This window comes from Haloparvum sedimenti, assembly GCF_001462205.1.
GTDB lineage: Archaea > Halobacteriota > Halobacteria > Halobacteriales > Haloferacaceae > Haloparvum > Haloparvum sedimenti.
Genome location: NZ_LKIR01000135.1, coordinates 233,803 through 256,516, shown reverse-complemented (window position 1 = coordinate 256,516; position 22,714 = coordinate 233,803). Strand labels below are relative to the sequence as shown.

At 72.2% G+C, this 22,714-nt stretch carries 22 protein-coding genes; 7 read left to right on the top strand and 15 right to left on the bottom strand.

What is annotated here, in order from left to right; genetic code table 11:
* Nucleotides 1–41 precede the first annotated feature (41 nt).
* The gene (locus AN233_RS13285) at nt 42–1,394 is read left to right on the top strand and encodes an alkaline phosphatase family protein (protein WP_058367254.1); all 1,353 of its coding nucleotides are present in this window, start codon (nt 42–44) and stop codon (nt 1,392–1,394) included.
* A gap of 52 nt (nt 1,395–1,446) precedes the next feature.
* On the top strand, nt 1,447–1,578 hold the full coding sequence (locus tag AN233_RS18275) for a hypothetical protein (protein ID WP_281176567.1): 132 nt from the start codon (nt 1,447–1,449) through the stop codon (nt 1,576–1,578).
* 55 nt (nt 1,579–1,633) lie between these two features.
* On the opposite strand, the gene AN233_RS13280 is transcribed toward AN233_RS18275, so the two are convergent.
* The 3 genes from AN233_RS13280 to AN233_RS13275 form a co-directional block, all read right to left on the bottom strand.
* Entirely contained in the window at nt 1,634–2,200 is a 567-nt protein-coding gene (locus tag AN233_RS13280; protein ID WP_245626075.1) for a universal stress protein, read from the bottom strand.
* 94 nt (nt 2,201–2,294) lie between these two features.
* Entirely contained in the window at nt 2,295–2,762 is a 468-nt protein-coding gene (locus tag AN233_RS16935; protein ID WP_125920031.1) for a hypothetical protein, read from the bottom strand.
* Between the two features lie 177 nt (nt 2,763–2,939).
* Nucleotides 2,940–4,994, bottom strand: coding sequence for a S9 family peptidase (locus AN233_RS13275; RefSeq protein ID WP_080508470.1), 2,055 nt, complete (start codon nt 4,992–4,994; stop codon nt 2,940–2,942).
* 117 nt (nt 4,995–5,111) lie between these two features.
* Between AN233_RS13275 and AN233_RS13270 the strand changes: the two genes are divergently transcribed.
* Entirely contained in the window at nt 5,112–5,780 is a 669-nt protein-coding gene (locus tag AN233_RS13270) for a metal-dependent transcriptional regulator (protein ID WP_058367253.1), read from the top strand.
* Between the two features lie 197 nt (nt 5,781–5,977).
* A complete protein-coding gene (locus AN233_RS13265) occupies nt 5,978–6,682 on the top strand; it encodes a LysE family translocator (protein ID WP_058367252.1) in 705 nt (234 codons plus the stop codon).
* A gap of 70 nt (nt 6,683–6,752) precedes the next feature.
* Here AN233_RS13265 and AN233_RS13260 read toward each other — a convergent pair whose 3' ends face one another.
* The 11 genes from AN233_RS13260 to AN233_RS13210 form a co-directional block, all read right to left on the bottom strand.
* Nucleotides 6,753–7,925 (bottom strand): DHH family phosphoesterase, encoded by a 1,173-nt coding sequence (locus AN233_RS13260; RefSeq protein WP_058367251.1) that lies wholly within the window; start codon nt 7,923–7,925, stop codon nt 6,753–6,755.
* Between the two features lie 92 nt (nt 7,926–8,017).
* Nucleotides 8,018–8,947, bottom strand: coding sequence for an NAD-dependent epimerase/dehydratase family protein (locus AN233_RS13255; protein ID WP_058367250.1), 930 nt, complete (start codon nt 8,945–8,947; stop codon nt 8,018–8,020).
* Nucleotides 8,947–9,369 (bottom strand): DUF5791 family protein, encoded by a 423-nt coding sequence (locus AN233_RS13250; RefSeq protein ID WP_058367249.1) that lies wholly within the window; start codon nt 9,367–9,369, stop codon nt 8,947–8,949. The genes AN233_RS13255 and AN233_RS13250 overlap by 1 nt, the downstream gene beginning before the upstream one ends.
* A gap of 37 nt (nt 9,370–9,406) precedes the next feature.
* Complete coding sequence (locus tag AN233_RS17430) at nt 9,407–12,532, bottom strand: DUF7286 family protein (RefSeq protein ID WP_058367248.1); 3,126 nt, start codon at nt 12,530–12,532, stop codon at nt 9,407–9,409.
* A 1-nt stretch (nt 12,533) separates the two neighbouring features.
* On the bottom strand, nt 12,534–13,082 hold the full coding sequence (locus AN233_RS13240) for a DUF7284 family protein (RefSeq protein WP_245626074.1): 549 nt from the start codon (nt 13,080–13,082) through the stop codon (nt 12,534–12,536).
* Nucleotides 13,079–13,477 carry a DUF7285 family protein gene (locus AN233_RS18440; RefSeq protein ID WP_449271525.1) on the bottom strand — a complete coding sequence of 133 codons (399 nt, stop codon included), beginning with the start codon at nt 13,475–13,477 and terminating at the stop codon, nt 13,079–13,081. Before AN233_RS18440 ends, AN233_RS13240 begins: the two co-directional genes overlap by 4 nt.
* Nucleotides 13,458–13,925 (bottom strand): DUF7283 family protein, encoded by a 468-nt coding sequence (locus tag AN233_RS13230; RefSeq protein ID WP_058367245.1) that lies wholly within the window; start codon nt 13,923–13,925, stop codon nt 13,458–13,460. Before AN233_RS13230 ends, AN233_RS18440 begins: the two co-directional genes overlap by 20 nt.
* A gap of 42 nt (nt 13,926–13,967) precedes the next feature.
* Complete coding sequence (locus tag AN233_RS13225; RefSeq protein WP_058367244.1) at nt 13,968–15,782, bottom strand: hypothetical protein; 1,815 nt, start codon at nt 15,780–15,782, stop codon at nt 13,968–13,970.
* Nucleotides 15,779–17,764 (bottom strand): ATPase, T2SS/T4P/T4SS family, encoded by a 1,986-nt coding sequence (locus AN233_RS13220; protein WP_058367243.1) that lies wholly within the window; start codon nt 17,762–17,764, stop codon nt 15,779–15,781. The genes AN233_RS13225 and AN233_RS13220 overlap by 4 nt, the downstream gene beginning before the upstream one ends.
* Before the next feature lie 25 nt (nt 17,765–17,789).
* Nucleotides 17,790–18,368 carry a DUF7311 family protein gene (locus AN233_RS13215; protein ID WP_058367242.1) on the bottom strand — a complete coding sequence of 193 codons (579 nt, stop codon included), beginning with the start codon at nt 18,366–18,368 and terminating at the stop codon, nt 17,790–17,792.
* Nucleotides 18,365–19,009: a DUF7310 family coiled-coil domain-containing protein gene (locus AN233_RS13210; protein WP_058367241.1), complete on the bottom strand. Its 645-nt coding sequence runs from the start codon at nt 19,007–19,009 to the stop codon at nt 18,365–18,367. Before AN233_RS13210 ends, AN233_RS13215 begins: the two co-directional genes overlap by 4 nt.
* Before the next feature lie 119 nt (nt 19,010–19,128).
* On the opposite strand from AN233_RS13210, the gene AN233_RS13205 reads away from it, so the two are divergent.
* Complete coding sequence (locus tag AN233_RS13205) at nt 19,129–20,217, top strand: tubulin/FtsZ family protein (RefSeq protein WP_058367240.1); 1,089 nt, start codon at nt 19,129–19,131, stop codon at nt 20,215–20,217.
* Nucleotides 20,218–20,303: 86 nt separating this feature from the next.
* Here AN233_RS13205 and AN233_RS13200 read toward each other — a convergent pair whose 3' ends face one another.
* Nucleotides 20,304–20,570, bottom strand: a complete 267-nt coding sequence (locus AN233_RS13200) for an HAH_0734 family protein (RefSeq protein WP_058367239.1) — start codon at nt 20,568–20,570, stop codon at nt 20,304–20,306.
* Between the two features lie 133 nt (nt 20,571–20,703).
* Between AN233_RS13200 and AN233_RS13195 the strand changes: the two genes are divergently transcribed.
* Together AN233_RS13195 and AN233_RS13190 are read left to right on the top strand one after the other, a co-directional pair.
* Nucleotides 20,704–21,756: a rhomboid family intramembrane serine protease gene (locus AN233_RS13195; protein WP_058367238.1), complete on the top strand. Its 1,053-nt coding sequence runs from the start codon at nt 20,704–20,706 to the stop codon at nt 21,754–21,756.
* A 22-nt stretch (nt 21,757–21,778) separates the two neighbouring features.
* Nucleotides 21,779–22,639 carry an endonuclease V gene (locus tag AN233_RS13190; RefSeq protein WP_058367237.1) on the top strand — a complete coding sequence of 287 codons (861 nt, stop codon included), beginning with the start codon at nt 21,779–21,781 and terminating at the stop codon, nt 22,637–22,639.
* Nucleotides 22,640–22,714: the final 75 nt, after the last annotated feature.

Genomic DNA, 22,714 nt, shown 5'->3' with positions numbered 1-22,714 from the left:
TGAATCTCTACCTTTTTACCCCTTACCGCGGAATGGCCACCATGGGTCTGTTCGATCGGCTACGCGGGACTGACGATCCCCGAGTCGCGTTCCTCGGCATCGACGGGGTCCCCTACGACCTCGTCGCGGAGAACCCGGAGACGTTTCCGAACCTCACCGAGATCGCGGCGGCGGGCTCCGCGGGGGCCATCGACAGCATCGTCCCGCCCGAGTCGAGCGCGTGCTGGCCCGCGCTCACCACCGGCGCGAACCCGGGAGAGACCGGTGTATACGGGTTTCAGGACCGAGAGACGGGCTCGTACGACACGTACGTTCCGATGGGCCGTGACGTACAGCGGGAGCGCGTCTGGGACCGAGTCACCGACGAGGGGCGGAACGCCTCCGTCTTCAACGTCCCCGTCACCTTCCCGCCGCAGCGAAACGTCCAGCGCATGGTCTCGGGATTCCTCTCACCGGGCGTCGACAAGGCCGCTCACCCCGAGGAGCTGCGGAAGCGCCTCGACGAATCGGGCTACCGGATCGACGTGAACGCCAAGCTCGGCCACCGGGACGACAAGGCCGACTTTCTCGAGCACGCCCACACGACGCTCGATCGCCGACAGGAGGCGTTCCGCCACTATATCGAGGCGGACGACTGGGACCTCTTTTTCGGCGTCTACATGACGACCGATCGCGTCAATCACTTCCTCTGGGAGGACTACGCGACAGGCGGCCGCTACCGCGAGGAGTTCCTCGCCTTCTACAGTCGGCTCGACGAGTGCATCGGGGAGATCCGCGAGGAACTCCCCCAGGACGCGACGCTCGTCGTCGCGGCCGACCACGGCTTCACCACGCTCGACTACGAGGTCCACTGCAACGAGTGGCTCGAACGCGAGGGGTGGCTCTCCTACGCGGACGACGACCACGCCGAGTTGAGCGACATCGACGACGACACGCGGGCGTACGCGTTCGTCCCCGGCCGGTTCTACGTGAACCTGGAGGGCCGCGAGCCCCGCGGGTCGGTTCCCGAGTCGGAGTACGAGGACGTGCGCGCCGAGTTGCGCGCGGACCTGAAGGCGCTGGAGGGGCCGAACGGCCGGCCGGTCGTCAACCGCGTCGTCGAGAAGGAGACCGCGTTCCGCGGCGACCACGACGCCATCGCCCCCGATCTCGTCGCCATCCCCAACGACGGCTTCGACCTCAAGGCCGGCTTCAAGGGCTCCCACGACGCCGTGTTCGACGACTCCGGTCCCAGAAACGGAATGCACACCTTCGACGGTCCGGCGCTGTTCGTCGACGAGCCGGGGATCCCCATCGACGACGCGGACCTGCTGGACGTGGCGCCCACCATCCTCGAACTGATGGACATCGACTTCGAGCGGACCGCCTTCGACGGCGCCAGCCTGCTCCCCTGACGGGGCGACGACCTCCCGACCGTTTTAAGACCGCCGGCGCGAAGTGCCGGACATGGACCTCGACGCACTCGACGGCGACGCGTTCCGCGCGGTCGCGGGCGTCGGCGTCGGCTACGGTCTGATCCTCGCCGCGATACTGGTGGTTCTGTTCCTCGTGCCGTACCTGCTGTTCCTGACGCTGTAGGCGTCGAACGCGGGCGAGAAACGGAGACGGACCGATGCCCTCGGGGACGCGTCCGTCAGACCTCGTCCGATCCGACCGTCATCACGGGCACGTCCGCGCCGCGCTGAACCCGCGAGGGGAGCGTCTCCGGGTGGATCAGGCGGTCGACGCCCGTCCGGCGCGCGGAGCCGAGAACGATCAGGTCGCTGTCGTGGGCGGCCGCGAAGTCGAGCACCTCCTCGTGGGCGTGGCCGTAGCGGAACCGCGGCTCGACGTCGACGCCGGCCGCGGCGCCGCGGTCGGCAGCCTCCTCGACGGCCGCCTCCCCCGCCGCCTCGCGCCGCTCGACCTCCATGTCCCAGCCGTGGACCATGTCCACGACGTAGAGCGCGTCGACCGCCGCGCCGTGGGCCGCCGCCAGCCGGACCGCCGTCTCCGCGGCCGCCCGGCCCGCCGCGCCCTCGTCGACCACGACCAGCACGCGGTCGAAGAGGCTCTCGACCGCGGCGCTCCCGTTTTCCCGCCCGGCGGCCGGCCCCATCCGGCCGCCGCGCTCGCTCGCCATCCCGTCCGTCCTCGCCTGCTGTGCGTTCGCCATCCTTTCTGTCTCCTCGCGCCCGTGACCGAGCGCGTCTTGACTCATCATCGGTCCTCCGGACGCATAAGTCTCTCCGACACGTACGACAATTATCATTATCTGTCCGGCGATACGCGTGACGTCCCTGATCGATCACGCACTAGAGCGTGACGAACGGGGTGTTCTCTCCCATCTCGGTGGACGTTTCGAAAGTCGCTATCCCACGGTCGGACGAGAATGCTCCACGAACGCTTTCGGGCTTTTGACTGGGCCGTGACGAGTTTGGTCCGATGGCGTGGGTGTCGTGTCCGTGGCAGATCCTGTTGCTCTGGACAGCACCACCGGGAAAGCCCCAGCCGGCTCTCCCGACGATGCGTTTTCTGTGTCTGTTGTCGATCCTGCTGATCGGGACGGCAACACCCAGAAAGCCCCAGCCGGCTCTCCCGACGATGCGTTTTCTGTGTCTGTTGTCGATCCTGCTGATCGGGACGGCAACACCCAGAAAGCCCCAGCCGGCTCGACCGTCCGCGGCGCGCTCTGCGCGCTCGCACCTCTCAGCAACGCCCGGCGCGAGTGCTTGAGGCGCCGGGGCCGGATCGAGCCGACTGCCCCTTTCGGTCCCACCCACCGCAACCGCAACAGCAGCCTCGCACCTCCCCAACCTCGGCGGCGGCGCGGCCGCGAAACCGCACCGCACCGCAGGCGGCCGCGCCGCCGCCTCCCTCGCGCGCGTTTCTCGCGCGCGCCACCGCCGCGATCACTGAACGGGCGGCCGTGGCCGAGCGCACCGGTTTGTGAATCGCCGTTAGGCGCTCCCGACGTGCTCGTCGAGGAACGCGGCGATGCGCTCGAACTGCTCGACCCGGTTCTCGCGGCTGGTGGTGTGGTGGCCCTCGTCCTCGAAGACGCACGTCTCGACGGGGATCCCGCGGTCCGCGACCGCCTCCGCGATCTGCTCGGCCTCGCCGACGGGGACCCGCGGGTCGTTCGCGCCGTGTTGCACGAACAGCGGGCAGTCGATGCGGTCGACGCGGTGGATCGGGCTGATCCGCTCCAGCAAGTCGGTGTTCTCCAGCGCGCCGTACTCCTGTTCGCGGTGCGAGCGCCGCCACTCGCCGGTGTTCTCGAGGAACGTCTCGAAGTCGGCGATGCCGACGAAGTCGACCGCGGCCGCCCACAGGTCCGGGTACTCGGTGATCGCCGACAGCACCATGAAGCCGCCGTAGGAGCGCCCGTACGCCACGACCCGGTCGTCGTCGACTTCCGGGCGCTCGGCGAGCCACACGACGGCCTCCTTCACGTCCTCCACCGAGTCGAGGCGCCTCTCGCGGTCGTCGAGGTGCGTGTACGCCCTGCCGTAGCCCGAGGAGCCGCGGACGTTCGGCTCCAGCACCGCGTACCCCTGCCGGAGGAAGAACTGCTTCGTCGGATAGAACCACGGCCGGCGCTGGTGCTCCGGTCCGCCGTGGATGTCGACGATGACGGGCACCTCGTCCGTCTCGCCCGCCTCGACGCCCGGCGGGAGCGTCCAGTAGGCCGGAATCTCCCGGCCGTCGAAGGTCTCGTAGCGCACGATCTCGGGCGCGAGGAAGGCCTCCGAGGGGACGCCGAGCGTCCCGTGGTCCGCGGGCGCGGACACGTCGAGGGCCGGTTCGCCGTCCAGGTCCGCGAGCAGGTCGGTCGCGGCGTCGACGACGACCGCGCGGTACGGCCGGTCGCTCGCGGCGTGGACCGCGGCGAGGCGCTCGCCGTCGCCGTCCCACGAGAGCGCGGAGACGACCCCCGGGTCCGCGCAGTCGGCGGCGATGTCCGGTTCGGCCAGCGTCACGAATCCGGTCGACCCCTCCAGTTCGCCGATGGCGAGCTCGGAGTAGCCGTCGACGTTGACGGTGTACGCGACCCGCCCCGACTCGCGGTCGAGAGCGTAGCCGTCGACGTTCCAGCCCTCGCGGGCGGCGACGGTGTCGAGCGCCGGGTCCCCCGACCCCTCCTCTCCCAGCGCGGCCGCGCGGTCGTCGCGGTCCGCCTCGCCCGCGACCGCCGCCGCGGAGAAGCGCCCGAGGACGAGGTGGTCGCCGGGCTGGTTCGTCAGGGCGTAGAGCCCGCCGTTGGCGCCGAAGGCGGGGGACTCGTAGCGTGCGTCGTCGTCGACGTTCACCTGCGTCGTCTCGCCGCTCGACAGGTCGAGGACGAACAGGTCCTGCGCGAAGGACGCGCGGGCGTCGATCAGCGCCAGGCGGTTCCCTTCCGGTCCCCACGCAGCCACCGAGAGGAAGCCGCCCTCCCCCTCGTGAACGACCTCGCTGTCGGCGGCGGTCTCGTCGCGGCGCTGGACGTGGACGTCGAAGGTGTCCGACTGGCGGCGGTTGGCGGCGTACGCGAACCGGTCGCCGTCGGGCGCCCAGCCGCCCCAGGCGTGGATCGAGTCCGGGTCGTCGGTGAGGTCGGTTATCGCTCCGGTCTCGAGGTCGTACAGGAACAGCTGGTCGCGCTCGTCGCTCCCGCGGTCCATGCCGAACACCGCTTCCGGGCGCGTCGGCGACGCGTCCACGAAGGAGACGCGCTCGTCGGTGCCGGTCAGGCGCTCGGGGGTCGTGCCGGTCGCCTCCGCACCGGTCGCCTCCGCACCGGCCGCTTCCGCTCCGACCGCTTCCGCGCCGACGGCCACGGGACCGCTCACGCGCCACACGTCCGGCGAACCGGTGGTGTCGGCCAGATACAGCAGATCCCCGTCCGCGGTGAACGTCGGGGACTCGACCGCGTCGATGCCGAGGTAGCGCGCAACGGGGTAGTTCGGGAGGCCGTCGCCAGCGCCGCCGGCGTCGCCGACATCGCCGACGCCTGCGTCTTTCTCGCTCATGGCCGGACCTCCCACGCCGACGCCGTAAGGGTTGGCCACACACACGCCGTTGCCGGTTCGGCTTCCCCACCCTCGTCTCCGGTAGCTATTTCCGCGGGAGTCCGCTACCCTCGGACGATGCTGAGCGACGTGATGGAAGACTACCTGAAGGCCATCTACGTCCTCCAGACGGAGGAGGGGCCACCCGTCTCCACCTCCGCGGTCGCCGACTATCTCGGGAAGACCCCGCCGACGGTCACCGACATGCTCGGGAAGCTGGAGGACCGCGGGTTGGTCGACCGCGAGCCGTACACCGGCGTCGAGCTGACGCCCGAGGGGGAGGCGGTGGCGCTCGAGGTGGTCCGCCATCACCGACTCATCGAGGCGTTCCTCGCGGAGCGACTCGACTACGACTGGAGCGAGGTCCACGCCGAGGCCGACCGGCTCGAACACCACATCTCCGAGGAGTTCGAGCGCCGCGTCGCGGAGACGCTCGGCGACCCGGAGGTCGACCCCCACGGCGACCCCATCCCGGGCGCGGACCTGGAGCCGGTCGAGGAAGATGACGCCGTTCGGCTCCACACCTGCGAGGAGGGCGAGACGGTCGTCGTCGCCCGCGTCTCGGACCGCGATGAGGACGAACTCGACTACCTCGCGGACGCCGGGATCGTGCCGGGCAACGAGCTGGATGTCGTCGACGTCGCCCCCTTCGGCATGGTGACCGTCCGCTCGCCCGCGGGCGAGCAGAGCCTCCCCGAGTCCGTCGCGCGCTCCATCCGCGTACGGCCTGTCGAAGCGACCGCGTAGTAGGCGTTCGCGACGGCCACGGACCCGACGTGCGCGCCCCCGTCCGCGACGGGGGCCACACCGACGCTCCTGACCGGCGACCACCTTCCTTCATCGATGGCCCATTTCGGTGATCGCGTGCCGGATCGGAACACCCGAAAACGGCGTCGCTGGCCCCGTCCGTCGCCTTTTTCACCGTCGCAGGGGTTCTCCGGAGCGTGAACGAGTTGGTTACGCTGACCGCCGGGGTCGTCTTCGGCCTCGCGCTCGCGGCACCGCCAGGGCCGATGAACGCCGTCATCGCCGAAGAGGCCGTGCTGCGGGGCTGGACCGCGGGCGCCCGCGCCGGTCTCGGCGCCGCGACGGCCGACGGCGTCTTCTTCGTGCTGGCGTACCTCGGCGTCGTCGCGTTCGTCGAGCGCCTCCCGACGCTGCGGGCCGTGATGATCGCGGTCGGTGGCGTCCTGATGATCTACTTCGCCTACGGCGCCGCCCGCGGCGCCCGCGCCTCCTTCAGGCCCACCGCCGGCGACGACCCGATGCTGGCCGAGGGGAAGGGGTTCCGGAAGGCGTTCGTCCTCGCGCTGACGAACCCCTATCAGGTGCTGTTCTGGCTCACGGTCGGCGTCGGACTGCTCCGGCCGGGAACGCTGGACGTGCTCGAGCCGCTTCCGGTCGTCGGCGCCGACCTCGCGGGCGCGTTCGTGGTGACGACCGGATCGCCGGCGCTGATCGTCGGCTTCTTCGCCGGCATCGGGCTCTGGGTCACGGGGTTCCCGGCCGCGCTCGTCGCCGCGGAGCGTCGCATGGAGCGGCTCGCGCCCCTCGTCGCGGTCGGCTCGGCGGCCGTGCTCGCCGGGTTCGGCGTCTACTTCCTCTACGACGCCGCGACGTACGTTCTCCCCGCGTTGGCGGTTCTCTGAGACCCCGCCGGAACGCGGCGGTCAGCGAGGTTCCGAGACCGGGACAGACCGAGGCCTCGGCGATTACCGGTCAGACGTCGCCGGTCATCGCCCGGAACAGCGCCCCACACAGCTCGTCGCGGTCGAGCGACGGCTCCTCTGCCTCCCCGGTCGGGTCCACCTTCGGCGTCACCGTGCCGCCACCCATTCGGGCGTGGCCGCCGCCGTCGCCGTTGGGGACCTCCTCGAGCGCGGACTCGATGGCCTTGCCCATGTGGACGCGGTCGTCACGGGACCGCCCCGAGAGGTGGAGCGTCCCGTCGCGCTCGCCGATCACCACCACCGCGGTGACGCCCTCCAGCTGGATCAGCTCGTCGGCCGCCTGCGGAACGGCGTCGACGTTGTTGACGCTGCCCACGTCCGCGACGGCGAACGAGCCCTGTACCTGCCGGCCGGCGATGGCTCGCGCTTTCACCTCCAGCACCTCGGCGTCGACCGCGGGGTTGGCGATGCGGTCGAGGCGGTCCTGGTCGACGCCGGGGTAGACGTAGCCGGCGGCCGCGAAGTCGGCCTCGCTCGCCCCGACGGTGAGGTGTTTCGTGTCCGCGAGGATGCCGTACAGGAGTCCCGTCGCGGCGTCCGTCGAGAGGACGTACTCGCCGCCGCGCTCGGAGGCGTGCATGTCCGGCGGCACCGGTTCGGCGTCGATGTCGGCGAAGTACTCGGCGACGATTGAGGCGGTCGCCCCGTAGTCCGTCCGCACGTCGGTGAACTCCTCGCCCGCGCCGTCGCCGGGGTGATGGTCGACGACCGCGAGCGGGAGGACGCCGTCCGCGCCCGCGAACCCGCGCGGCTCGTTGTGGTCGACGAGGACGACGGACTCCGCCGCGAGGTCGCTGACGTGATCGATCCGGTCGAGCTCCAGGTCGAGGACGGTCCGGAACGCGCGGTTCTCCTGATGGCGGATCTGGCCCGGGTACTGGACGGTCGCGTCCACGCCGAGCTGGTCCGCCAGCGAGGCGACGCCGACCGCGGCCGCCATGGCGTCGGGGTCCGGGTTCGGGTGCATCAGGACCGCGATCTCCTCGCGCCCCTCGATCAGTCGCCGGAACGTGACGCCCGCGGGGCGGCGCAGCCGCAGGAATGCGTACGTGCTGGCTGCGACGACGAACACCGCGAGCGCTGTCGCGACCGCGAGTTCCGGGTTCTCCCGGACGAACTCCTCGGTCGCTCGCAGGGCGTCCGTCCGTCCTTGCAGCCACATCATCCGTTCGCACCCGCCGCCGACACAAGTAGTTCCCGGCACCCATCACACACGGAACATGTCCGCCACGATCGCACCCGATCGATCCCCGGCTACGGACCGCTGCGCTCGGTTCGGTACGCGTCGACCGCATCGCGGTATCCCTCACGAAACGTCGGGTATCGGAAGCCGTACCCGAGTTCTCGAAGGCGGTCGTTCGAACACCGCTTGCTCGTGCGGATCCGTCGTTCCGCCGCCTCGGATAGGTCCCCCGCGGACAGTCGCTCCGCCTTCGAGCGCTTCTCCGGGCGGTCGACGCCGCAGGCGTCCGCGAGCCAGTCGGCGAACGCGTGCTTGTCGACCGGTTCGTCGTCGACGGCTAGCACCACGTCGTCGCGCGCGAGGTCGTTCTCGAGCAGAAACCGAACCGTTCCGGCGGCGTCGTCGCGATGGATCATGTTCAGATACCCCGCGGTCACGGGGCCGTCGAGGTAGCGGTCCAACCGGTACCGGTCCGGGCCGTAGAGTCCGGCGAAGCGGACGACCGTCCCGTCGATGCCCGCGTCGGCCGCCCGCCCGCGCGCCACGCCCTCGGCCTCCGCCAGCACGCGCGTCTTCTCGGTCGTCGGGTCCAGCGGCGTCGTCTCGTCGACCCAGCCGCCGTCGTGATCGCCGTAAACCCCCGTCGACGAGGTGTAGATAAGCCGGTCCGGCGGACGCTCGCGCTCGGCGTACTCGTCGATCACGTTGGCGAGCCCGTCGACGTACACCCGCTGGGCGGCGTCCGCGCCGCGCCCGCCCGAACTCGCCGCGAACACGACCACATCCGCGTCCGGGAGCGCCGACAGCGACGCCGGGTCGGTGGCGTCCGCTCGGACCGGCTCCAGGCCGGCCGCCTCCACGGCTGACAGCCCCTCGTCGGACCGGCGGACGCCCCAGACGCGGTGTTCTGAGGCCCCTGGCTCGCCGGCGGCGTCGGACCCACGGAGCTGGCGACCCAGCTCGGTCCCGACGTAGCCGCAGCCGACGACGACGACGCGCATCAGGGTTTCCGCCCCTCGATCACGCTCTGTATCTGTGCCAACTGCGTCAGCGTCATCCGCGTGCGTCCCTCCAGCGCCTGCTGGACCTCCTGTCCGGTGAGGTCGGCGTCGATGGCGCCCGCGATGGTGTCGACGTCGAGCACCGCCGTCGTCATCCCCATCAGCAGGTCGTCTCTGAGCTCGAACACCAGCGCGTTCGCGTCGCGGTCGTCGACGAGCGCGATCACGGCGGCGGCGTCCTCGACCGCGATTTCGGGGACCTCGCCGTCGACCAGCGTCTCGGCGTCCGCCCGGTCGAGCGACGTCGCATCCACGATCGCGTCGACCCCGGCCTCCGCGGCCGCCTCCAGCACCAGCGTCTCGTACCCCTCGAGCAGCGGTCCCGGCTCCGAGTCGGTCTCCGCGGGCACGTCGGTGAACATACCCGCCCTCGGCGCGCGGCCGGGAAAACGACTGCGGTCACCGGTCACAGGACGCTTCGCGCGTGGTTCCGTCGAGTGAATCCGGCGTCGCTCCCGGACACGGCCATCCGGGAGACGTCTCGTCGCGCGTGCCGTCCACGTCGCCGACCCCCGGCGGTCCGGGAGGGACCGCGACCACGACGACCGTTCCGGTCTCGAACCGCACCTGCTCCGTTCGGCCGAGCGCCACGGGCTCGCCGGCAAGCTCGACAGTTGCGGTTCCGGCCTCCCGGACGTACTCGAACTCCTCGTCCGGCGGGCCGGTCCGCGGCGCCGTCACGGCGAACCGCGGATACGCGCCGGAGACCTCCACCGTCCAGACGTTGACCGTGGCGTACCAGTGCGTGGGCGTCGGGAACACCGGAGCGCCCGCGGGAACCGCCCCGATCGCCTCCGGCGCCCAGCGGTCCGCGGCCGCGTCCGCGCCGCGCCGGAGCTCCGACTCGACCGCCGACTCCAGTTCGTCCCGAGCGACCGTTCGGAGGACCGACGCAGACCGGTTCACCTCCGCGGCAGACACCGTCGCTGGCCCCTCGTTCGCGGTCGCCTCGATGGTCATTCGCAGGCGCGCGGCCAGGACTTCCTGATCCGCCGGGCTGAAGCTTCCCCGCGCGGCCGCCTCGGCGGCGACCGTCTCGGCGTAGTCGCCGGTTCCCATCGCGCCGGCGAGCTCGCCGGTCGAGTTCCACTGCCGTCGAGCGCTCCGCAGGCTCTCCGCACGTTCGGACCGCGAGAGCTCCGTCTGCCGGCGCAGTACGCCATCGACTGCGGCCTCCACGGCGTCGGTCGATTCGCCGACCGAGTCCGAAAGGTCGTCCCGCTCGTTCCGAAGCGTTTCGTTCTCGGTCCTCGCGAGAGCGCGGTCCGCACCGACGAGCGATCGACCGGCGGTGGACAGCGGAACGGTCTCACCCGTTCCGAGGAGACGGTCCACGATACCGGACGCGGCGTCCGCGTACGGCAGCGTGACGAGGTTCCGGTTCCGCGTCGCGAGCGGCCTCGTCCGCGCGTCCGTGGCAACGCCCTCGATAGCGGCACCGTCGACTGCGGTTCGCGGGAGATACCCGGGCGACCCGCGCGGAGCGAGGTCGACGCCGCCGCCGGGTCCGCCGTCGCCGATCGAGCGGCGGACCCCGCGTTCGGCTGCGGTCCGCGCGTCGAGGTACGCGCCGAACGTGTCGGCGTCGAGGGTCGCGTCGTCGCCTGCGGCGTCCCCGACGGCAGCCGAGACCTCGTCGTCCGCGGTCGAGCGCCGCTCGAGCGCGGCGATGACCGCGTCCACGTACGCCGCACGGGCGGCGACGCGGGCGCGGTCCGCGGCGCCGTCGTACGTCGCTGGCGCGTCGACGAGTTCCGCCCGCCGCTCCCGGAGAGCCACCGCCAGCTCCCCGTACGGGTCGGCCTCGCCGGCGGCGACCTCCCGCATCGAGACGGTCGTCGACAGCTTGCTGACCTCGCGGTGGAGCTCCGCGAGGTCCGCCTCGACGTGCGGCGCGAGCCGGTCCGGTCGCGCTCCGACAACCGTCGTCTCGCGGGCGACCGCCCCGTCGACGACGGCCTGGCGGGCGATCCGCGAGAGCTCGTCGTCGGTCGCGGCCGCCAGATCCGCCCTCGCGGTTGCGGGTACATCCGCCAGGTTCGGCCCGTCGAGCGCCCCGCCGCGCTCGAACGTCGGGGCCGTGGGACGCTCCGGCGCTCCCGCAGTCGGAGCGTACGTTCCCTCGACGCGGATTTCGACCCGGTATTCCCGCGTCCGGACCTCCCGGCCGGTCCGGGTCACCGTCCCGTTCGTCCACGTCCACGTCGTCTCGTCGACCGTTCTGACGACGCGATGTGTGGTTCCGAAGCCGTCCGAACCACCCGAGGGGCCCACTCCGTCGCGCGCCTCGTCGACAGCGACCGTCCGCTCCCGCTGGGTGTCCGCGAGCGTCCAGTTTCCGGCGGGCGGGGCGTCCGTCGTGGGACCGTCACGCGTCGTCGTGTCCGTCCGGAGCGTGGAGTCGGTACGAAGCGTCGCGCTCGCGCGATATGCGTCCCGAGCGATCGCGTCGCGTTCAGCGATCGTCGACAGGAACGCGGTGTCGGCGACCGCGCCCACTTCGACGGTGCGCGTTCGGTTCGCTCCCTCCAACCCGTCGGGAACTTGGTCGCCGTCGGTCCCGGTTCCGATCTCACGTTCCGATCCCGTCGCCGAGTCGCCGACGACTGCCCGGCTCCACTCCTCCTCGTCGAGTTCCGTCGGCGCGAGCAGGTCCGCGACGCCGGTGCGAGCCGTCGCGCGGCGAACGCCGGCCTTCGCCCGGGGGTCCGTCCCTCCGAAGACGTTGCGCTGAACGCGGACGATGCCGGCGTTCGTCGAGAGTTCGACGTGCCGGTTCGCGAGCACGTTCTGAACCGGGGCGCCGCCGTGTTGTGCGTAGCCGCGCGCCCAGGTGACGGGGTACAGCCGAGCCGTGAGCTGCCGGCCGAGGCCGGGCCCCTCGAGCGCTCCGCGGTTCAGTTGCTCCTCGAATCGCTCCGTCCGTTCATGGGCCGCGAACACGGGCACCGGGACGACCACGGTCACGTTCCGCGTCCGCCGTGCGACGGTCCGACCGTCCCGTGACGCGATCGTCGTGACGTTCCGCACCGTCGCTCGGAGTGCGGTTCCGTTCGCGACCGGCGAGACCGACACGCGCTCACGGGCCGCAATGAGGTCCGTCTCGTCCCGAACGTCCGGAACCTCGGTGACGGCCCGAACGTCGTCGACGCGTCGCTCGGTCGTGGGAAGGGACCGGGACACTTCGACGGCGATCCGGATCCGCAGCGCGTCGGAAAACGAGCTCTCGGGCCGGACCGCTGGCGTACTGCTCTCGTTCCTTCCGTCGGCGGTCGATGCCGCGGTGACGGGCTCTGCCGCGGCGTCGCGGGCCGCGTCGCCGACGCCGGCACGCACCGCGGGCGTCGCGTCCGCCGCCGCTCGCTCCACAGCGCGTTCCACGCTGTCGTCGACGGCGACCCGCCCCTGCTGCTGGAGCGCGCCGGCGTAGGCGACGCTCGACACGAGAAGCAGAACGCCGATCAGCGCGAACGGGACGCGCGCCCGGTCGTCGTCGGCGAGCCTGACCGTCGCCGGGCGGCGCATCTCACCACACCTCCACGACGATCCGGACGCGTCCGGTGTTCGCGCTACGCTTCGCCGATCGCCGATCCCACGGAGCGGTGACGACGGCCACGTCCACGTCGGCGTCCGAGGGCGGTTTCCCGCCGACGACGAACGGGGACCGGCCGGTTCCTTCGTGGGAGCGAAACGCATTCAACCGGATCCGGCCGCCGCGCAGGTCGCGGAGAACCTCGCGCACCACCGTCCGAACCGCTCCCGGGTAACCGTCCGTCCCCTCACGCGCTCCGTCCGCCTCGAGGACCGCGGCGCAAGCGACCAGCTCGGCGAGCGTGGCGTGGTGTGTTCCGGTCAGCTCCTCGTCGGCCGTCTCGATGTCGGACGCCGGTTCGCCGCGTGGTGCGGTCCGATACTCGACGGACGCGGTCGTTCCGGCGACCACGTCCGCGACCGCCACGGCGTCCGGGGACGCGGCGCCGCTCCCGCTGCCGACCGCTCCCGCGTTCGCGAGCACGCCGACACCGGCCGACAGACACAGCAGAAAGACCGTCACGTCGAGGACGGTGCTCGTCACGTCCACACCGCCACGCGGAGCGTTCCGGAGCTGTTCTCTCCCGGGGCGGTCCGGACCGGGATCGACCGCCGAGCGGTGTGTGTCGGTGCGCCTCCCTCCGGTGGTCGCGGATCGCCGGCGGTCCATCGCCGCTCCCGTGCCGACAGGCGCGCGCGAACCGCCCGGTGTTCCCCGATCACGCCGGCGGGGACCGTCAGATTCGCGGGCTTTGCGACTCCGTCGTCGACCGTCGCGTCGTGAACTCGGTCGAGGATGTCGGCGGGGCGATCATCGCTCCTCCCATCGTCGGCTCCGTGAAGAACGCCGACATACATGGTCACTCCGGCGCTGAGGGCCGTCAGCGCAACGAGCGCCGCGACGGGGTCGGCCCACCCTCTATCCGACAAGCGTGACACGCACGTCCCCCCAGTGAACCCGCCGAATTCGGAGCCGATCGGACGCCGTGCGCCATTCCGGTTCGGCCTCGCGCGCGTTCCGCGTCGCGGCCGCGAACGCCTCCGACGAATCGAAGGCGTCCGAGGGCGGGGCGCCGTGAAGGACGCGCGCCAGTCGGCCGTCGTCCCGAACCGGCGTCACCGGCCCCCGGCGAAACCCGGCACTCGCCGTGCCACGCTCGCCGTCGAGGACGATGCGCTCGGGCGCGATCCGGACGCGCTCCGCCGCGATTCCGTGTTCGCCGGTCGCCGGGTAGTCGCCGCCCGCGACGGAATCGACCGTCGCCGCGGCGCCGGCGGCGTCCGGCGCCGGGGCGCTGGGAAGCGCGGACGCTACGCCCAGTACCGCGACGCTGAGCGCGGCGACGCCGACCCACGCGTACAGTCCGTCGAGTGGCACCTCGAACATGGCCCGGATTGGGCCCGGTTTATGGCTTAAACGTACGGACGGTCACAGCAGCAGTCCGGCCCCGACGAACGCCGCCAGATACGTCGCGGTCGCGGTCGGAAGCGCGATCCCGACCCGGTACGCGACGAGCGCCGCGCTCGCACCGCGTTCCAGGACGGTGGCGATCGCGGTCAAGACGACCGAGAGAAGGATGACGTACGCGCCGACGATCCGGCCGAGAACCGGAACGGTCAGCGTGTTCCCAACCCCCGGTCCGCCACCCTCACCGGCTTGCGCTCCCGTGACACCGGTCGAACCCGGAACGCCCGAAGCCTCGAGGCCGCCCGTTTCGGCACCGAGTGTCGGAACGGCCGTGCCGGCGTCTCCGACCAGTCCGGCCGCGAGGGCGACGGTCGCTCCGCCGACCAGCGGTCCGAAAAGCGCCGCGGTGTTCGAGAGCGTTCGGGTGACGGTCGCGAGCCGCCTCGTCGCCTCGCGTTCGAGCTCGCGCAGGTCCTCGAGCTGGTCGGCGAGTTCGAGCAGCACGTCGCCGGCCGGGCGGCCCTCCCGCGTGGCGAGTCCGAGCAACGCCGCGACCCCGCGGGCCCGCGCGCTCGGAACCGCGGCCAGCGGTCCGCCTTCGCCGAGGAAGGACTCACGAACCCCGATACGGAGCGTTCGTCCCCGCGCCGCCGCGTCGGCGAACGCCTCGCCCGCCGGGCCGGTGACCGACTCTCCCGCGCGGGCGATCGCGCGTTCGACCGCGACTCCCTCCGCGACGTGTCCGCCGACGACCGTCATCGCGTCCGCGAGGCCGGCCTCCAGATCGCGGACGCGTTCCAGCACGCGCCGGCGGGGGCGCGCGACGACGAACAGCGCCGTCCCGCCTCCAACGCCGACCACCGCGACCGGGACGGCCCATTCGGCGACGGCCAGCCCGGCGACGGCTCCACTCCCGGTTCCGGCGATCACGCCCGCTCCGAGAACGGAGGTACTCCGAGTCGATACGTCGGGATGGTCTGCGGTGATGCGCGGGGGCGGGAACGCCACCGGACGCCGAAGCAGCAGCCAGCCGCCGGCGGCACAGAGGCCCGCCGGCAGCAGGACGACGTAGACCGTCGCCATGGTCGCGGCGCCGACCGGGACGCCGGCGGCGCTCGCGGCGGGAAGCAGCGCGACGAGTGCGAGGGGGAGCAGGACGCCGAACGCGTAGATCCCCGAGACCGGTCCACGAACGTCGCCGACGAACGCCGCCATGCGGTCGTCCGCACCGGCCACCACGGCGTCAAGCGCGCGGTCCAGACAACGGTCGCGACGCTCCGACGGGGCGGTCGCCGCCGCCCGCAACAGCGTCGTGGCGCGCTCCAGCGCAGGGAACCACGGGGTCCACTCGTTCGCGAACGCGCCGAGGCCGGCGTCGGGACGCCCCCGTGCTCGCCGGGCATGACCGCGGAGGCTCGCGGCGAGCGGTCCCTCGTCCGTTCCGCCGGCGAACGCGACGGCCCGCTCCAGCGACGGCTCGATCCGCATTCGGAGCACGGCACGTCCCACCAGTCCGGGCGCCGCGCCGAGGGCGCGGGTCCGCGCCACGCCCGCCAGCCAGACGGGGAGACGGTGCGAGACGTGGACGACCGCGAGCGCAGTCGCGACGGCGAGCAGCGACGGGAGCGCGATGGATCGGACGACCCCGCCGGGAAGCACGCCGAGAAACGACAGCGCGACGCCGGCCGCTCCGCACAGCGCTCCGGCGACGGCGCCGCGCCGGTAGCCGCGGGTCAGCACCGCTTCCGCGCCCTCGTCTCGGTCGCGGAACGCGAGCGCTCGACGGAGTTCCTCGCTCGGTTCCTCCCTCCAGAAACGGTCTGCGTCGTCGCTCATTCGGTCGTCCCCGTGGCAACTGACGACCGGTCCCCGGACGCCGGCTTGCGGTCGGCCACGGCCGCGGCCACGTCGCGGGGGCGCGTCCGGTCCTCGTCGACGAGCGTTCGCAGGGCGGTCGTCCTGGCGTCGACGCGACGAAGCACGTCCGCGTAGCGCTCCGTCGGCGTCGCGAGCCCCGTGACGAGGCGGCTTTCCCCGCGGTCGAGCCGGCCGGTCGGCGCGAGTCCGCCCTCTCCCCGCTCGAACAGCGGCTCGAACCGCACGTCTTCGGTTCCTTCCGTCCCCGACTCACCGCGGGCACCGCACACCTCGCTTATCTCGACGACCTTGTGATCGGCGAGCGTGACAAGGAGGTCCGTGCTGGCGAAGGAGGAAGGCGCAACGCCGAGGTCCTCGACGACGCGCTCGCGCACCTCGGGACCCGACGAGCCGTGGATCGTCCCGAGAACGGCGTCGCCGCCGGCGCCGACCCGCATGGCTTCGTACAGCGCCGACGCCTCCTCCCCACGGACTTCACCGACGACGAGCGCGCCGTCACCGAGCCTGAGTGCGGTCCGGACTGCTTCGGTCGGCGTCGGCGCGGCGCCAGCTTCGGGGTCGGTGTTGAGCCGCTGGACGTCGCGGTCGGCCTCGCGAAGCGAGGCGGCCGGAAGCTCCGGCGTGTCCTCGACGAGCACGACCCGTTCGGTCGACGGGAGCTCCCACAGCAGCGAACCGAGCGTCGTGGTCTTTCCGGCGCCGCGACCGCCCGCCACGAGCGCCGCCACGCCGCGTTCCGTCGCGAGCGAGAGCAGGCCGGCGGCTCGCGCCGTCAACGTACCGGCGTCGACCAGCCCGGGAAGCGTCCACGCGTCCTCGCCGCCGCGCCGGAACGCGAACCCGAGTCCGTCGCTGGCGGGGTCGGTCGTCGCCGCCACGCGGACGGGGCCGCCGTCGGTATCGAGGGTCGCGTCGAGCGTCGGCGACGCCCGCGAGAAGCCGTCGCCGCTCGCGCGCCGGAGCCGCGAGGCGAGCGTCGCGGCGCCGGCAGGCGGCACGCGTACGTTCGTGGTCAGCCGCTCGCCGTCGACGACCACGCGGAGGGGCGTCTCGGAGACGGGGGGCGCGAGGAAGGCGTCGCTGACGTGGTCGTCCGCGAACACGTCGGAGAGGACTCCGAAGCCGCGCGCGTGCTTGCACAGCACGTCGGCGATCTCCTCGACCGGATCGTCGGCGTCCGCGACGGCACGTACGGCCCGACCCGGCGCGCGTTCCCCGGCGTGTCCGTTCCCGAGCAAGCGCTCCCGCGCGTCAGCGAGCGTTGCGAGAGCGTCGTCTTCGAGCTCGGCCGACGGCGGGGTCAGATGATACGTTCGCAAGGGCCCGTCGCCGTCGTAGATCCGGACGGTTGCGCCGGTTCCGGTCTCCCATCGGTCGCGGAGCATCGCTCCGGTCGGGAGTCGCGCGGCGACGCGCGCGGTCCCGACGGTCGGCCCGACGAAAGGGCGCAGAAGGTCGTCGTACCCGGCCGCTTCCTCGGCGATCGCAGCGAGACCGGTTTCGGCGACCGCGCGTGCGGGGGCGCCGGCGCGGCCGACTGCCTCGGTGGCCGCTCCCAGCGGGTCGGTCGCGGCGCGATCGGCCAGCCGGTCCTCGTGGAACCGAACGCGTTCCCGGAACCGGCCAGCCGCGACCAGGAAGGCCGCGGCGCGTCCGGCGTATCGACGCTCGAGGCCACGACACCTCACGCTGACTGCGTCCGCGTCGCGGTCCGTCAGCGCCGCGATCACCGTACGGCGGCACGCAGGCCGCTCGGCCAGCCGACCGGCACCGTGACAGCCGTCGGCGTCGACGGTCAGTACCGTCCGATCGGCGACCGCGGTTCCGGACGGCTCCGTGAACGACGCTTCGCATTCGCAGCGGGACGCGGCCGCGTCACCGTCCCGAACGCGGTCGCGCACGGCGAGAGCGCCGGTTCGGACGCGGTCGATCAGATCCATGCGCCGGTTGGTCTCCGCTTCCGATTTAAGAATGAGGTCGCGACAGGACGACCGAGGGTCTCCCTTCGAGGCGAACGTATCGAAGCCGAATCCGGGTCGTCCCCCGGTCGAGTTCGACCACACTCCCGCCGGCCGTCGTCACGCTCGGGATCGGAATCGTCCGGGTCGGCCGCTCGCGGATTCGGTATCCGAGCGCCGTCGGATCGCCCTCGGCGTCGTCCTGTCGCACGCCGCGCTCGGAGCCGGCCCGCGTCGCGATGCCTGGGTCGGAGCCCGGGCTGGAGCCCGTCCCTGCGTCCGCCCCGGATCCCGCCGAACCGCCGGACGAACCACGGAACGCGGACCGCGGGCCGATTCCGGCGAACGCGACCGGGGCGGCGTCGAACCCGGCCGGGATCCTAACGCGGACCGTCCGCCGTGCCGCCGGTTCGCCGGGTCGGGCAGCGGCCGAGTCCGCCGCGAGGTCGGCCGCGGCCCGGTCCAGCCGCTCGCCGGCGGTCGCGATCCGGTCCGCGGTGGTCTCGGCACGCGCGTCCGCCAGCGCCGGCCCCGCCGCGGCCAGCAGCGCGACCGCCGTCGCGGCCGCGAGGACCGCGCGGATCACAGGGCGTCGCGCAGTCGGTCGACGACCCCCGGAGCGAGCCCGTCGGTCCGGTCGCCGCCGTCGCTCGGACCGTCGGCGGCGTCCGCCTCAGCCGTGTCCGGGACCGCGGCCGCGACCGCCGGCTGGTCCGGGAGCGCCGCGTCGATGGGGCGGTCCCCGGTCGGTCGCGGTCCCCGGGTTGCCTCCTCCTCGGGGGGATCGACCGCGGGTTCGCCGCGTGTCTCGTCTCCCGGCTCTCCGGACACTCCCGACCGAGCGGTCGCGAGTGCGAGGTCGGCCCGTCGCTCCACCTCCTCGTTGACTGCCCGAACCCCGCCTGCGTATCCTCGAAGCGCCTGTACCGCAGCATCCAGTTCGTCGAGGCGTTCGTGAAGTGCTGCGAAGCGGTCGTCGAGCTCTTCGAGTCGGGTAACGGTCTCGTCGGAGAGAGGATCGCCCGTCTCGGCCGGCGAATCCGCACCTCGGGCCCGCGGCGACTCCCGTTCGGCGACCGCGCGTTCGAGGGCGGCGACACGCTCCGCGAGCGCCGCCGCAGCCGTGGTGTCGCTGCGAGCATCCCGTTCCGGGCCCTCGGACGAGACGGCCGGCTCCGACATGCTCTCGGGGCGAGTCGACTCCGCGTCGGCGTCTCCGTCGTGCATGCGCTGGATGGCTCGGTATCCGGTTTAAGCGTCGGGGACGGGGGTAGAGAGATGGCCGACGGGAGGGCGCCGACTGGGGTGGGGAAACGTTGATAGTCGGTGGGGCGACAGTTCCTCCCATGAAGACCGTCCTCGTTGGCGTCGGCCAAGCCGGGGGGAAGATCGCGACCGCCCTCGCCGAGTTCGACGCCGAGATGGGGTTCGGCGCGGTGGTCGACGCGGTCGCCGTCAACACCGCCGCGGCGGACCTCGACCCCCTCCCGCTGGAAACGGTGCTGATCGGACAGGACCGCGTGAGCGGTCACGGCGTCGGCGGCGACAACGAACTCGGCGCCGAGGTGATGCAGGCGGACGCCGGGGAGGTGCTGGGCACGCTCTCGTCACTCATCACCTCCGAGGCGGAGGCCGTCTTCGTCGTCGCCGGGCTCGGCGGCGGGACGGGGTCGGGCGGCGCGCCCGTCCTGATCCGGGAGCTCCAGCGCGTGTACGACGTGCCGATCTATGCGCTCGGCGTCCTCCCCGGTCGCGAGGAGGGAGCGCTGTATCAGGTGAACGCCGGGCGCTCGCTGAAGACGACGCTCCGGGAGGCCGACGCGACGATACTGCTCGCCAACGACGCGTGGCGCGCGAGCGGCGAGAGCGTCACCGAGGGGTACGACGCGCTCAACCGAAAGCTCGCGAAGCGCGTGGGGCTCCTGCTCGCGGCGGGTGAGGCGACGCAGGGCGTCGGCGAGTCCGTGGTCGACGCCAGCGAGGTGATAAACACTCTGCGTGCGGGCGGCGTCGCGGCCGTGGGCTACGCCGACGCGCCGGCCGCCGAGGACCCGGAGGAGAACCTCAACACCGTCATCAGTACGACGAGGAAATCCGTGATGACGGGACTGAGCCTGCCGGAGGCGACGACCGCCGACGCCGCGCTGCTTGCTGTGGCGGGCGACCCGGACCGGATTCCGCGGAAGGGCGTCGAGAAGTCCCGCCGCTGGCTGGAGGACGAGACGGGGAGCATGGAGGTCCGCGGCGGCGACTTCCCGCTCGACTCCGACCGGCTCGCCTCGATCGTGTTGCTGGCGGGCGTCGAGCGGTCGGACCGCGTCCAGCGGTTCCTCGAACGCGCCAGACAGGCCGCGGAGGAGACGGACGAGGAGGAACGCGCTCGGGAGGATCCGACCGCCGCGTTCGACAACGACGAACTCGACGGGCTGCTGTAGCTGGGGGGTTCTGTCGCGGCACAGTCCCGTCGCTCGGCGAGCGGCGGGTCACAGAAATCCGCGGGGCCGCAACGGCGGCTGGCCGGTCAGACCGCGAGGTCGCCCGACGCCTTGATCACGTCGACCGCCTCGGCGTCGACCGTCTCCACGTCGAGCCAGTGGGAGACGTACTCGCGTTTGGCGTAGGTCTCGCGCTCGTCCTCGGTGCCGACGGTACACCAGAGCTGGGGCTCGTCGGGGCCGTGCCAGTCGCCCTGCCGGGTGACGGAGAAACACACCAGCTCCTCACCCTCGTAGTCGATCACCGCGTCCCGGCGGATCCCGGGGTCCCCACGGATGATGAGGTGTTGCATATCCCGAGGTTCGGCGGTCCGGCGCTTAATCGCTTCGATGGCGCGTAGCGCGTCGGTCGGGTGGATCCGCGGCCGTCGACCGCGACGCCCCGCGAGCCAAACCGCTTTAGGCGGGGGTCGACAAGAGGGGGCGATGGCAACGTGCGACGAGTGCGGGGAGTACGAGAACCTCCCGTACCAGTGTCACCGGTGTGGGCAGTCCTTCTGTTCCGAACACCGCCTCCCGGAGAACCACGACTGCCCGGGGTTGGCGAACTGGGACGACCCCTCGGGCGTGTTCGAGAGTGACACCGACGCGGCCCAGCGCTCCGCGGACGCGTCGAGCGATTCGGGCGGTGACGGCATTCTCGGCGGGCTCGGCGGGGGCGGCGGCACCAGCAATCGCGGGACCGGCGGGCGACGCGGTGTCGGCCCGGCGGGCGGCGTCCGCGGCTTCACCGACCGAGTGAAACGCGGCGTTCGAGGGATCTCCTCGACCGGCGGGCTCCTCCGGGCGTTCCGCGGGAACGTCACCTACCTCTTCCTCGCGGTCATGTGGGTCGTGTTCGTGCTGGAGTGGGCGGTGCTCGGACTGTTCGGCGAGGCCGCCTTCCGAGATGTCTTCCTGCTCTCGACCGACAACCCCCTCTACGTCTGGACGTGGGTCACGTCCGTGTTCGCTCACGACCCCGGCTGGCTGTTCCACATCGTCGCCAACAGCATCGGGCTGTTCTTCTTCGGCCCGCTCGTGGAGCGGTACGTCGGATCGAAACGGTTCGCGGCGTTCTTCCTCGTCGCCGGCGTGATCGCGGGCGTCGGCAGCACCGCCTACGCGCTCGCGATGGGCAATACGCAGGCTGCGCTCGGCGCCTCCGGGGCCGTGTTCGCGATCCTCGGCGTCGTCACCGTTCTGCGGCCGAACCTCGAGGTGCTCCTGTTCTTCGTGATCCCGATGAAGATCAAGGTGCTCACCTACGGGCTGGCGGCGCTGTCGCTGCTGTTCGTGATCCAACCGGACATCGCCGCCGCGGTCGGGATGGGCCGGATCGGCCACCTCGCGCACCTGCTCGGGTTCGTCGTCGGCCTCGCGTACGGGCGCCGCGTCGAGGGAACCGGGCCCGTGCGGGGCGGCGGCGGGCGTACGGTTCGCGTCTCGCGCGGTCCGGGCGGTCCCGGCGGTCCCGGCGGTCCGGGGAGACGGCGATGACGGCCGAACCGAGGAGACGGCGATGACCGAGAAATCGGCCGGTGACGCTCGTCCGCGAGAGGCGCTCGATCTGGCGCGCCCCGAGTTCGTTCCGGACCCGAACCTCTCCCACGCGGAGATGGAAGCCCTCCAGCGCGAGATCGCCGAGGCGGCGACGTTCGCGGACGAGTTCCCGTTCGACGCCGACGCGGTCCGCGTCGAGGCGGCCGCGGACCTGACGAGCGGCGTCCCCGCGGCCGTCGACCCCGAGCACGCGCCGGGCGTCGACCCCGAGGCGCCGGTCGTCGTCGGGGTCGACCAGGCGTTTCTGGACGACGCGGTCGTCTCCGCGGCGGTGGCGCTGCAGGACGGCGCGGTCGTGGAGCGAACCCACGCCGTCTCGCCGCTGTCGATCCCGTACATCCCCGGTCTGCTGGCGTTCCGAGAGGGCGGGCCGATCCTCGACGCGCTCGGGACGCTGTCGGTCGAGCCCGACCTCGCGGTGTTCGACGGCTCCGGCCGGATCCACTTCCGACAGGCCGGCATCGCCACCCACGTCGGCGTCGCGCTCGATCTGCCGAGCGTCGGCGTCGCCAAGAGCCTGCTGTGCGGCGACCCGGACGACGCGACCGAGGAGCGCCCGGAGGGCTGGTCCACGCCGATCCGGGCCGCCGACTCGGTGGAGGCGCCGGACGGAACCGTCATCGGGCACGCCTACCAGTCCAGACAGTACCCCAACAGCCGGCGCGTGAACCCCCTCTACGTCAGCCCGGGGCACCGCGTGAGCGCCGAGACGACCCGCGACCTCGTCGGACGGCTCTGTGCCGGCTACAAGCTCCCCGAGCCGACGCGGCTCGCGGACGCGTACGCGGACGAGGTGAAGCGGCGGCTGCAGCAGGCGTGAGAATGAATCGGCGGCTACAGCAGGGGTGAGGACCACGACACTGCGGCCGATCTTTCTGAAGCGGCGTGGAGGGGG